Source organism: Erysipelothrix sp. HDW6C, from assembly GCF_011299615.1.
Lineage (GTDB): Bacteria > Bacillota_I > Bacilli_A > Erysipelotrichales > Erysipelotrichaceae > Erysipelothrix.
The window spans coordinates 110,376-123,600 of sequence record NZ_CP049861.1; the positions used below are offsets into that span (position 1 = coordinate 110,376).

General features: G+C 40.5%; 11 protein-coding genes and 1 pseudogene. All 12 read right to left on the reverse strand.

The features are described from left to right. Window positions 1-1,338 (reverse strand): cysteine--tRNA ligase, encoded by a 1,338-nt coding sequence (gene cysS / locus G7062_RS00565; protein ID WP_166063980.1) that lies wholly within the window; start codon window positions 1,336-1,338, stop codon window positions 1-3. Window positions 1,339-1,448: 110 nt separating this feature from the next. Next, on the reverse strand, window positions 1,449-2,453 hold the full coding sequence (gene gap / locus G7062_RS00570; protein ID WP_166063981.1) for a type I glyceraldehyde-3-phosphate dehydrogenase: 1,005 nt from the start codon (window positions 2,451-2,453) through the stop codon (window positions 1,449-1,451). 82 nt (window positions 2,454-2,535) lie between these two features. Continuing rightward, window positions 2,536-3,411 (reverse strand): hypothetical protein, encoded by an 876-nt coding sequence (locus tag G7062_RS00575; RefSeq protein ID WP_166063982.1) that lies wholly within the window; start codon window positions 3,409-3,411, stop codon window positions 2,536-2,538. Window positions 3,412-3,428: 17 nt separating this feature from the next. Further along, window positions 3,429-3,695, reverse strand: coding sequence for a DUF4834 family protein (locus G7062_RS00580; RefSeq protein ID WP_166063983.1), 267 nt, complete (start codon window positions 3,693-3,695; stop codon window positions 3,429-3,431). Between the two features lie 64 nt (window positions 3,696-3,759). Further along, complete coding sequence (locus G7062_RS00585; RefSeq protein WP_166063984.1) at window positions 3,760-4,299, reverse strand: GNAT family N-acetyltransferase; 540 nt, start codon at window positions 4,297-4,299, stop codon at window positions 3,760-3,762. A 2-nt stretch (window positions 4,300-4,301) separates the two neighbouring features. Continuing rightward, window positions 4,302-5,240 carry a DNA-binding protein WhiA gene (gene whiA, locus G7062_RS00590; protein WP_166063985.1) on the reverse strand — a complete coding sequence of 313 codons (939 nt, stop codon included), beginning with the start codon at window positions 5,238-5,240 and terminating at the stop codon, window positions 4,302-4,304. Next, window positions 5,219-6,180, reverse strand: a pseudogene (gene yvcK / locus G7062_RS00595) (uridine diphosphate-N-acetylglucosamine-binding protein YvcK). The gene whiA and the pseudogene yvcK overlap by 22 nt, the downstream one beginning before the upstream one ends. After that, window positions 6,173-7,036, reverse strand: coding sequence for an RNase adapter RapZ (rapZ, locus tag G7062_RS00600; RefSeq protein ID WP_166063986.1), 864 nt, complete (start codon window positions 7,034-7,036; stop codon window positions 6,173-6,175). The pseudogene yvcK and the gene rapZ overlap by 8 nt, the downstream one beginning before the upstream one ends. 38 nt (window positions 7,037-7,074) lie before the next feature. Continuing rightward, entirely contained in the window at window positions 7,075-8,010 is a 936-nt protein-coding gene (locus G7062_RS00605; RefSeq protein WP_166063987.1) for an NAD(P)/FAD-dependent oxidoreductase, read from the reverse strand. After that, entirely contained in the window at window positions 7,989-9,446 is a 1,458-nt protein-coding gene (lgt, locus tag G7062_RS00610) for a prolipoprotein diacylglyceryl transferase (RefSeq protein WP_166063988.1), read from the reverse strand. The genes G7062_RS00605 and lgt overlap by 22 nt, the downstream gene beginning before the upstream one ends. Then, the gene (gene hprK / locus G7062_RS00615) at window positions 9,439-10,392 is read right to left on the reverse strand and encodes an HPr(Ser) kinase/phosphatase (protein ID WP_166063989.1); all 954 of its coding nucleotides are present in this window, start codon (window positions 10,390-10,392) and stop codon (window positions 9,439-9,441) included. Before hprK ends, lgt begins: the two co-directional genes overlap by 8 nt. A gap of 3 nt (window positions 10,393-10,395) precedes the next feature. Further along, the gene (gene uvrA / locus G7062_RS00620; protein WP_166063990.1) at window positions 10,396-13,221 is read right to left on the reverse strand and encodes an excinuclease ABC subunit UvrA; all 2,826 of its coding nucleotides are present in this window, start codon (window positions 13,219-13,221) and stop codon (window positions 10,396-10,398) included. Window positions 13,222-13,225: the final 4 nt, after the last annotated feature.

The following is a 13,225-nucleotide window of genomic DNA, read 5'->3' on the forward strand; positions in this document are numbered from 1 at the left end:
TTAAATTAACCCCTTTTCACTAAGCGTCTTGCGATAAACATCCGCGCGCTCAAAATCTTTATCTAACTTCGCTTGTTCCCATGCATCAAAGGTGGCACGGTCAGCATCTGTGAGAACGACACGTTCTAACACAATCCCCAGAACATTCAACATCATCTCCATAGTCACAACCAATTGAGAAACTGCCTCAACATCGACATCTTTTATACGTAAGAGTTGATTTAGGCGCTTCACTGTTTCAAAAAGGAAGACATTGGCATTGGCAACATTCAAATCATCATTCAATGCAGCCATAAAACTTGTGTATGTTTCTGCATCGAACACATGACCAATTTCTGCTTGCTCTCGTTGTAAAGTAATCACTGCTTTTGAGTAGGCTTGCGAGACTTTAGTAAGTTCAGTACGCGCTTGTTCAATGAGTTCATCTGTCATATTCAATACCAGACGGTAGTGTGTGGATAACAACAACCAACGTGTTAAGTTTGAACCCAAGGCATCAATGTAGTCCTGTGCCCACATTACATTTCCAAGAGACTTACTCATTTTGACGCCATCAAGATTCAACATTGCATTATGAACCCAATAGTTCGCTAAATCATGATTGTGCAGTGCTTTTGATTGTGCTGATTCATTTTCGTGGTGTGGGAATTTTAAATCTTGTCCGCCACCATGAATATCGATGAGTTCCATCTTAAATTCATCATTAATCATAACAACACACTCTGTATGCCACCCCGGACGGCCACGGCCCCACGGCGAGTCCCACTTGATTCCATCGTCATCGGTATTTTTCCATAACGCAAAATCCAAAGGGTTCTCTTTTGCAGTATTTGCTTCAATTCGGGCACCCACTAAGAGGTCATCAATATTTTGAGAAGAAATTTCTCCATAATCTTTAATCTTATGGACACGGAAATACACATCGCCATTGACTTCGTATGCGAAGTCTTGTGCCACCAAATTTTCAATGAATGCGATAATTCCATCCATCGTTTCAGTGACTCGTGGTGTTGCATTGATGCCTTCAGCGTGCAAACCTGTACGCACTTTATTATAAGCATCAATGTACCGTTCTGTAATTACTGATTCAGGAACATTCTCTTCCTTTGCTTTTTGAATAATGCGATCATCAACATCGGTAAAGTTTGAAACCATCATTACTTCATACCCACCTGCGACAAGCACACGTCGAAGCAAGTCAAATACAACGATGGGACGAGCATTTCCAATGTGTGCTTGGTTGTATACGGTAGGACCACAAACGTACATCGAAACCTTTCCCGATTCAATCGGTTCAAATGCCTCGATTTGATTGATTTTTGAATTGTATAACTTCATGTGATACCTCCATATTGTTGTCATAAGTATATCATATCATTAATTGCAAAATGAAGCGCAAAAAAAGGATACACCGAAGTGTACCCTTTCTGTCATGATTTAAACTTTAATTAGAATTTGTCAGCAACATAGTGTGCTGTACGTACTAATTGGTTTGTATATGACATTTCGTTGTCATACCATGAAGCGACTTTAACTAATGTAATTCCATTAACTGTTGTTACTTTAGTTTGTGTTGCGTCAAATAATGAACCGTATGTCATACCAATGATATCTGAAGATACAAGTGGTTCTTCAGTATAACCGTATGATTCGTTAACTGCTGCCTTCATAGCTGCGTTAACTGCTTCTACAGTAGTTTCTTTATCAACAACAGCAACTAATTCTGTGATTGATCCTGTGATAACTGGAACACGGTGTGCTCCACCATCTAATTTACCTTGTAATTCAGGAATTACAAGACCGATTGCTTTAGCTGCACCTGTTGAGTTAGGGATAATGTTTGCTGCTGCAGCACGTGCACGACGCATGTCACCTTTAGGGTGAGGTCCGTCTAATGTGTTTTGATCATTTGTGTAAGCATGGATTGTTGTCATAGTTCCTTGAACAATTCCGTACTCATCATTTAATACTTTAGCCATTGGAGCTAAGCAGTTTGTTGTACATGAAGCACCTGAGATGATTGTTTCTGAACCATCTAAGATTTCGTGGTTTGTGTTGTAAACAACTGTTTTGATGTTTCCTGTTGCTGGAGCTGAGATAATAACTTTACGTGCTCCTGCTTCCAAGTGAAGTCCAGCTTTTTCTTCTGATGTGAAGATTCCTGTACTTTCGATAACAACGTCAATTCCTAATTCTTTCCAAGGTAAGTTTTTAGGATCACGTTCTGCAAGAACTTTGATTTCTTTTCCGTCAACAACGAATGCTCCGTCTTTAACTTCAACTTCTTTACCTAAACGTCCTTGTGCTGAATCATACTTGAATAAATGAGCTAACATTGCTGCATCTGTTAAGTCGTTGATTGCTACAATTTCCATGTTATCTGATTCAAGAATCAAACGTGCTGCGAGACGTCCAATACGTCCAAAACCGTTAATTGCTACTTTAACTGCCATAGTATAAAAATCCTCCTTATGATTTTACCATTATATTATATACCATATGAACTAATTGTCAATTGTCTCACAATCACCCGTATTAGTAAAAATCCCTATTCCACAAGGGCTTTCCGAACGCATTGAAGCCTGAATATGCACTGATGATTTTTATGTGAAAGAGCCGCTCAAAAAGGTCTTTGTCATTAATGCGCGCCAAGATAAATTGACGCTTTATGCGTTTAATATCTGGAAGGACACGATCCATATGTTCGTAGATTGATGCGGTTAACAGGACGCGTGATTTTCCGCGTGATACAAACGATAACAGGCGCACCATTTGCCCACTCTTTGAATAACAACATTCACGAACGGCAATTGATGTTCCTTGGGCTTCATACAATGCGTACGCCACCAATTCACCTTCTTGTGATAAGCCTACAATGCCTCCATTGCGAAGGTGCATTTCTTTTTTTAATGAAGCGAAATATGCACTGTCTCTTTGAAAGAAACCAGTGAAGTGCTGTGTAAACTGATTGTAAACACGAACCAAATCCTCGTCACTGGGATCAAGAACAATCCCCTCGACACTGAACTCTGGTAAGGATGTGGCGTTGATGTTGTATTCAAAGTTCTCAATCACCGTTTCAAAACCATGCGGTTCAAATTGTTCGGGTGTGTCGGTACGAACTAAGGTTATAAATTCCTGTGTACTGGCACGATCCAAGAGTTCTTCAATCGCTGCACCATGATTAAAAGACTTCACAATATAGGAAGCCTTAATATTTTTGCCATGAAGTGACAAGATTTTAGGGTTAATCTGTGAGAAGCCCTGAATATCTTCTTTTGTATCTGCTACATGAATTCGGTCAACATTGAGTATGTGATTGAGAAAGACGCGCTGTTCCAATGACTCCTCTTCTTGAGTCATCATTAGTTTTTTTATTGCATCTCTATCGTTATCATTGCCTTTTCGCATCGAAACACCCCTTTGAATTAGTCGTCCTTAACCTCGTGTTCAGTGTATTCAACATCAATGATGTCGCTACTATTGGGACGGGATTGTGTATTACTATTTTGTGAATTGTCTTGATTTGTATAGTGACGTTGTTGATTGTAGGATTGGCGCTGGTTGCGGCGAGCATTCGCTGAAAATGCACTAACGACATTTAAGATTAACCACACAATAAGGACCAACCACATGATTTGCGGTATAAATGTGATTAGCATCATAGCCACAAAGAATAAAATTAAATAACCCATACGATTACCACCTTTCCGTCATTATATCACGAAAATATTGTCAAAATACGATTTTGATGATGCTTCACTTATTCATCACATAATAGTCGCTTTGAAGCACTGAAAACATGTCAACATCAATGTATTGACCCTTCTCAAACTCGTACTCACGAAGACGTCCTTCGTATGTAAAGCCATTCTTTAGTAAAACTTGACGAGAGCCTTCATTGCGTGGATCCACAATTGCTTCGACTCGATTGTAATATTTCACTTCAAAACATTGCTTTAGAACAGTTTGAATGCACTGGCTCATAATTCCTTTTCCCCAGTAGGAACGCGCAAGTTTGTAACCCAGTTCAACTCGGTTGTGACGCGCATCAAAGTTGAATACGCCAATATTCCCAATATAAACATCGGCTTTGTCAACGATAACCCAACGAAATCCTTTGTTCTCACGTTCGAGGCTTTCAAACCAAGCAATTTCATCCAAGGCCTCTTCAATATGGGTGTATGGTTCCATTCCATAGTACTGCATAACCTCGGCGTCTTGGCCAAGTTTAAAAAGAGCCTCAGCATCACTTAAACGGACTTCACGAAGCATGCAGTGTTCACCTATAGCAATCATCCCTACTTCTCCTCAATCTTGTTTGCAAGTTCTATTATCTTTTTGAGTCGATGTTGCAGTCCTGATTTGCTGATGGGCTCATTATGTGCCTCTTGGTAGAGTTCAATCAGCTCATTGAGGCTTGATTCAGGATATGACATTCGCAAATCACCAATTCTTACGAGGCGCTCTTCAAGATAGTTATAACGGTTATGAGCAATGAGTTTTTGAATCGCATCAATCTGTTGATTGCCTGCTTTTATCGTTTTCATCTCATTCGCTACCTCACAATTATCCAATCGTGTCAGTGAGTTCTTAAAATCACGTTGGATACGAACGTCTTCAAATTCCAGCGTCTTGGCATGTGCTCCCGTGATTTTCAGGAAATCTGCAATTTGATCCGCTGCTTTTACATAGACCACCTGTTTCGAACGACGCTTCGTAATCCGCGCTTCAATATCAAACTGTTGCATTAATTTTTGAATGTACACTGCCAAATCATCTTCGGTTGTGGAGATTTCTAAATGATAATTTGCGGTTGTCGGTGCATTGATGCTACCGCTCGCCAAAAAGGCACCCGCAAGATAACTTTTTGCACAACAATCTTTGAGTGTAATAATCCGTGATGGCGTTTGGCGCATCCCTTTGGAAGAGTAAATACCAACATCCTCTAAAATCTCAATTCCTTTTTCCAAGACACGCAGTACATAGACATTGCTTTTATTCAGACGCTGTTTTCGTACCATCGTTAACTCAATTTCTACCGCATAACGATCTTTGATAATTGAGTACATGCGTTTCGCTATCGCTGCATTTTCAATTTCGATTTGAAGTTGCATTTGTTTATTCACAATTAAGAGATTTGAGTTGATGTGCAAAAAGGCTGAGAGCATGGCTCGCTGACAGCACGGTTTGTTTTCAACTGTTGTTATTTCATGTTTTACTTCACTGCTGAAGGACATCCTATCGCCTCCAAAACTTCATAGAATCCTTTTTTTACTTTTTCATGATCATGTCTAATTTGATTGTTTTCAATTGTTAATAGCTCTTGGATAGTACCCGATATGTGTGCTCATCGCTGATGAAATTTACAGGATGACTTTCTTCTTGCGCATAAATTTCAAGGACAGAGTCCGCAATTGTATCACTTGCACGTATCACCACATCTATGCGATCTTCGGTGTGTTTCAAAATTGCGTTTACATGGTCTTCACCCGTATATCCGTCCGTCTCGCCCGGTTGACTCATGGCATTACAGTAATAAATTTTCTTTGCATTTGATTGTTTCAGTGCTTCTTTAATTTCAGGAATTATAACATTGGGGAGAATTGATGTATAAATAGATCCAACCCCCATTACAATAACATCGGCATTTTTTATTGCCTGTAATGCGCTTTGCGTTGCTTTAACATCAACATCATAATATACACGCGATATCGAATTGCGATACATGGGTATATTGGATTCACCACGAACAATGGTACCATCTTCCATCTCCGCACAAAGTGTAATCAAATCTGTCGATGCTGGAGTTACTTCTCCCATCACATTCAAGACTTGCGACAACTGTGAAATTGCATCCATGAAATTTCCACTTGTATCTGCAAGTGCGGTAAATATTAAATTACCCAAGTTATGACCCGCCAATGTTGAGCGGGAATTTTCATCGAAGCGATAGTTCATAATTGCAGATAACAACGATTCAGATTCAGCCAATGACAGCATCACGTTACGGATATCACCCATCGCAGGCATGTTAAATTCCTCGCGAAGGCGCCCTGTGCTTCCACCATCATCAGCCACTGTAACGATTGCTGTTAAATGGATTGTATCAATGTTCTTTAAGCCTCGCAATAAAGCAGATTGGCCTTTTCCACCACCGACAACAACCACGTTAATCATGTTTCACCTCTACCACATCACGATGATCTTTGAATGCGGTATAGTCCTTGCGGTAGTGATCATACAACCAATTCACTACAGATACTGAGCGGTGTTGACCGCCTGTGCATCCAATGGCAATCGTAAGAAGGTGCTTTGATTCCTCCACATATTTCTCAAAGGCATAATCGAGAAAGGACTCGATGTGTTTGAGAAACTCTTGTGTCTTCTCATCGTTAATGACATAACTGTAAACAGCAGGATCATTCCCGGTTTGCGCACGCAGACTTTCTTCCCAATACGGGTTATTAAGAAAACGAACATCAAAAACTAAATCAGCATCGCGTGGAAGCCCTTTGCGATAGCCAAAGGATATAAAACTCAAGGTCAATGTTCTTTTACCTTCGATGCTGAAAAATCTTTGTATGCGTGACGTCAGATTCTGCGCTGTTAAGAACGTGGTATCGATGATAATTGTTGCAGACGATTTGATCGCCGAAAACTCTTTAATTTCTGCATCAATTGCTTCTTCCAGACCATTCGCAAGCCCTGCAACAACGAGTGGGTGATTGCGACGATTGTATTTGTAACGCAATAATAATTGTTCTTTGGATGCATCAAGAAAGAGCACAATTACTTCAGCATCCATGTTTTTAAAAGTTTGATAAAAAATGTCAAAATCCTTGGCGGTTACAGATAACGCGACGTTATCAAAACCTACAGTTTTTCCAGAATGAATTTCATTGACTAAGTTGTCAATTAAGAATGAGGGAAAACGATCAATACAGTGATAGCCCATATCTTCAAGAACTGCCATGGCACTTGTCTTTCCTGCACCTGACATTCCGGTTACGAGTACAATTTTACGTTTTTTCATAAGTACACCTCTATCCTTATTATAACAAAAATCTAAGGCTATGCCTTAGATTTAAGATCTTGTATAAAGTGAAACGCATTTTGTGCCGTAATGGCGCCATCGCTTGTCGCTGTTACAATCTGACGTAAATTCTTTTGAATAACATCACCTGCACCAAAGACACCGGGAATATTTGTTTGTAAGTGAGCATCAACAATCATATAACCCTCTTCATCAAGAACACCTTCGTGACCTTGTAAGAAACTTGTCGCAGGAATCGCGCCAATATAAGGGAATACACCTTGTGCTTCAATTACTGTCTTTTCACCTGTTTCGAGGTTTTCAAATTGCATTCCCCCGATTTTCCCATCCTTAACAACATAATCTGTTGGGATGTGTTTGCGAATGACATTAATCTTTGGATTGTTTAGTACTTGACGTTGATTGGATTCGTCACCTCTAAACACATCACGACGGATTACCAAATCAACTTTATTCGCAAATTGTGTAAGGTAGACAGATTCCTCAAGTGCCGAGTTTCCACCACCAATTACAACAACATCTTTGTCTCGGAAGAATGCACCATCACATACAGCACAGTATGAGAGGCCTTTCCCAAGTAACTCATCATCTTTTGAGAATCCAAGTGTTCGCTCGTTTGTACCCGTTGCTACAATCACAACGTGGGCAAAATACTCTTGACCACTTGCAGTAATACGTTTGTATTCACCTTCATCAGCGATTGCAGTTACTTCTCCATAAAGATAAGTTGCTCCATACGCTGTAGCATGTTCAAACATTTTCATTGATAAATCAACGCCCCCAACATTATCAACACCAGGGTAGTTGCATATTTCGTCTGTTTTAATCATTTTTCCGCCAGGTGCTTCGTATTCAAGGATTGCAGTTTTTAAACCTGCACGCCCCGCGTATACACCAGCCGTTAACCCAGCAGGACCGGCGCCAATAATGATTACATCATAGTTATTGTCCATTCATGATCCTCCTTCAATATTTCTAGAATCTCACGTAAATCATCGGTGATCCGATTTGGATTGCTTTCACGGAGTTCATTCTCACGCATTTTATCAAAAATGTACCCGATTGTAAATGAACCTGCCCGCTGTCCTGCGACAACATCACTGGCAGTATCACCAACATAAATTACTTGTCCTTTATCTGCATCCATGCGCTCCAGTGCAACATCAATGCCTGCAGGATCTGGTTTCGCTGGAGAGAATTGGTCAACACCTAAAATGACTTCAAAATAATCGTTCATTTTTAGTAAATCAACACCCAGCATTACTGTCTCAGTATGCTTGTTGGATACGATACCCATACGGTATCCTTCATCCTTAAGTGTATTAAGAACATCCATAGCCCCATCCATTGGTGAGACATGCTCAACATGCAACGCCTTATTGATTTCTCGATATTCCTTAACCATTGCATCCGCATTCGCTTCTCCGAAGTGATTTGCAAAGGTTTCTTCAATAGGAGGTCCTAGGAACGATAATAATTCTACGTTTTCAAGTTTGTAATCTGGTTTGTGTTTAGCAAAGATTTGTTTGAATGATTCAACAATCACGGTTTGTGTATTTGCGATGGTACCATCGAAGTCCCAAAGAATAATTGGTTTTGGACTGCCAATCCATTTCTTGAATCCGCCAAAGTATCCAATCATACCAATGACAATGAATACCACTGACATTAATTGTGCAATGCGAATGTTGAAGAAGTACAAGCTATCGGTTCTCAGCCCTTCAATAAAGAAGCGTGTTGCCCCATACCACATCAGATAAGCAAAGGTAAGGTCGCCACGTTTTACACGGCTAAAGCGCTTGAGAACAAGCACAATCAACACCCAACCAAGAATATTGGCAACACTCTCATAAAAGAATGTTGGGTGGTGGTAGTTACCACCGATAAACATCATCTCTTTGAACCACGTTGGGAATGCGTTGAAGAATGACTCACTCACAATTCCACCATAGGCTTCTTGATTCATAAAGTTACCCCAACGGCCAATGGCTTGTGCAATAAGGATGTTAGGAACAATCAAGTCCGCTGCTTGAATGAAATTAATGCGTCTTTTCTTCATGTAGAAGTAGCAGAACAAGGCTCCGGCAAGAAGTCCTCCTTGAATTGCCAATCCGCCTTCCCAAATTGCAAAAATACGGGAAGGTTCTTTTAAGTACACAGCAAGATCAAAGAACAGTACATACCAAATACGTGCACCGAGAAAACCAAAGAGCAGGGCACCCATGAAGATATCATCTATATTATCTGCTTTGTACCCTACTTTAAGTAGGTTCTTCTTACTGACATAAAATGCCAACAAGGCTCCGGTCATAATCAACACCGCATACCATGCGATTGAAAGTGATCCGATTTGTATAAATGTTTTCATATCTGGAAAAAATTTAATCATCTAATTGCTCCTCATTTTGTTTTTGAATAAAATTCATGACCCGCTCATCAAACTCAGCCGCAGTATTAACACCACGCTGCTTTAAGATAAAGTCACGAACAGCCGATTCAACCAGCACCGACATATTACGCCCTTCACGAACTGGGAAAATCAAGTGTGGAATTTGCAATCCAAATACTTCATAATGAGCATCTTCTTCAATACCCACACGACGATACTCTTTAGTATCATCCCACTTTTCCAATTCAACAACAAAATCAACTTCTTTTGCCTCAAGGTAAGCATGCGTACCAAACATCTTCATGATATCAATAATCCCAATACCACGAATCTCAAGCATCCCCTTTAAGAGAACCGGTGCTGTACCAATAATCATATCCTTGACTCTGGAAATATCCACACGATCGTCCGCAACCAATGAGTGGCCACGGTTAATCAATTCAAGGGCAAGTTCTGATTTACCCATACCACTTCCACCGATAATAAGCACACCACGGCCGTATACATTCATCAATACACCATGAACATTGGTCGTTGGGGCCAATTCCTCATCCAAGAATGTTACCAACTCAACCATGACCTCTGAGCTGGCGCGATCTGTAGAGAATACTGGGAAATTCTTTTCCTTGGCAATCTTCTCAAGTGTTGGCGGTAATGGGTTATCGCCAGTAATCAGAATAAGCGGTGTTTCTTCATTGGTTAGAAAATCCCAGCGATCATCTTGTTCAATTTCCGGCAATTGGCGCAGGAATGCAGTCTCCTTATTACCAATAATAACAATTCTTTTTTTCTCCGCATGAGCAAAGAAGCCCGTTAACTCCAAACCCGGTCGGTTTGTGTTCGGGAGTGTTATTTGACGTCGTAGTGACGCCTTATCACCGGTTAATTGGCGCAAATTCAAATGATCTTTAAGCACCTTTACTGTCGTTGTTTTTCTCTCTTCCATGCATTACCCCTTATCTAGTACTTTTTTTAAATACTGTCCTGTGTAACTTTCGGCAACTTTAATAATCTGTTCAGGTGTTCCTTTTGCAACAAGTGTACCACCACCGTCGCCACCCTCTGGACCCAAGTCAATGACATAGTCAGCATTCTTAATGACATCCAGATTATGCTCAATGACGACAACGGTATCACCATTGTCGACAATGCGTTGCAAGACACCAATAAGTTTCTCGACATCATAACTGTGAAGACCGGTTGTTGGTTCATCGAGAACAAACATTGTCTTTCCAGTTGAAGGACGTTGTAATTCGCTGGCAAGTTTGACACGTTGTGCCTCACCACCCGACAAGGTCGTGGCTGATTGTCCCAACTTAATGTAGCCCAAACCAACATCACTTAGCGTTTGGAGACCATTACGAATTTTCGTAATGGCACTAAAGAATTCAACACCTTGGTCAATACTCATATCCAAGACATCAAAGATAGTCTTGTCTTTATAATGAACTTGCAATGTTTCTTGATTGTAGCGTTTTCCATCACATTCTGTACATTTTACATAGACATCTGGTAAGAAGTGCATCGAAATACGTTTCACACCGTCTCCCTTACACACTTCACAGCGACCTCCAGCAACGTTAAAGGAGAATCGACCTTTGTCGTAACCGCGCATTTTCGCTTCTTGTGTTTTCGCAAACAAATCACGAATATCATCAAAGACTCCGGTGTAGGTAGCAGGGTTTGATCGCGGTGTTCGACCAATTGGATTTTGATCAATTGTAATAAGCTTGTCTATGTTCTCCAAGCCTTTGATCTTTTTATGTTTTCCAGGTTTGATACGCGGACGACCCAATGAGTGGTAAACAGCTTTACTCAAGACTTCATTTACAAGCGATGATTTACCACTACCACTGACTCCGGTAACACTGATAAATGTTCCCAACGGGAATTTCACATTAATATTTTTAAGGTTATTTTCTGTAGCACCCACAACATCAACAGCCAGTTTGTTTCCTTTACGGCGTGTTGTCGGTGTTGGAATCTTACGACGACCGCTTAAGTATTGTGCGGTAATGGACTCTTCATTTTTCATGACTTCATCCAATGGGCCATTAGCAATGACTTCACCACCCAATGCACCAGCACCAGGTCCAATATCAACCAACCAATCGCTCGCTTCCATAGTTTCTTCATCATGTTCAACAACAATCAAAGTATTTCCCAAATCACGCATGTTCTTAAGTGTCTCGATTAAGCGGGCATTATCGCGTTGATGTAACCCAATTGATGGCTCATCCAAAACGTAAAGCACACCCGTTAGACGGGATCCAATCTGCGTAGCGAGACGAATCCGTTGTGATTCCCCACCAGACAGACTTCCAGCAATACGATCAAGTGTTAGATACTCCAAACCAACATCTTTTAAGAAGGTTAATCGTCCGACAACTTCCTTGATGACAAGTTCGGCAATTTCAGCTTTCATTGCATCCAATTCAAGGTGAGCCATAAAGTTCAAGGCTTCACTAATTGATTGATGTGTGTAATCACTAATATTTGTATGATTTACTTGTACGCTCAGTGCTTGTTCATTTAAACGTGCACCATGGCATTCCGTACATGTCGCTTCACTTAAGAATGAACCATACCATTCACGAGATGAGGATGATGTCGTTTCACGGAAGCGTCGCTCAATTAAATTGACAACCCCTTCAATCGGTTCATTACGATGGAAGCTATTTCCCGATCGCGATTCAATAATATATTTAACAGGAACCTTTGAACCATAAAGTAAAATGTCGAGCACCTTCTTCGGCATTTTATGCAGCGGCATGTTGACATCTGCTTTTGCAAACTCGATTAATTTCGAAAATGTTTGCCACTCAATGTTTTGTGTTCCAACAATGTTCTTGTAATAACGAATACCACCTTCCATGATTGATAAACTATCATCAGGAATGAGGTAATCAATATCTACCGACTGAGTGACACCCAAGCCATTACAGGAAGCACAAGCTCCCATTGGCGAGTTGAACGAGAACAAACGCGGCTCAACCGAGGCAACACTAAAACCACAGATTGGGCATGCAAAATTGCTTGAGAAAACAATGATTTCATCATCCTTTTTCACATTAACGACGCCATCACTTAGTTTAAGTGCCGTTTCCAATGAGTCACTCAAACGGAAGCGACTGTCTTCTTTTTTCACAATACGGTCGACAACTACGGATATGTTGTGCTTCTTATTTTTTTCAAGATTAATTTCTTCATCTAACTGCATTAACTGATCATCGATGTAAACACGCACAAAACCTTCTTTACGAAGGTTGTCAATGATGTCACGATGTTCACCCTTTTGATCCTTCACGATCGGTGAAAGGATTTCCAAGCGGGTCTTATCTTCAAACTCCATAATACGGTCGACCATTTGTTTTACAGTCTGGGATGTAATTTCCAAGCCATGATGTGGACAATATGGTGTTCCCACGCGAGCATACAATAAACGCAAGTAATCATAAATTTCAGTAACGGTCCCTACCGTAGAACGCGGGTTGTTACTGGTTGTTTTCTGATCAATTGCAATTGAGGGTGAAAGTCCCTCGATGAGTTCAACATCCGGTTTTTCCATATTCCCTAAAAACTGACGTGCATACGAACTCAACGATTCAACATAGCGTCGTTGCCCTTCAGCATAAATTGTATCAAAAGCCAATGATGTTTTTCCAGACCCGGATAAACCTGTCATTATGACCAGTTTATTCCGCGGTATCTCCAAGCTGATATTTTTCAGATTATTTTCTTTAGCGCCTTTAATTATTATCTTATCGTTATCCATAAAG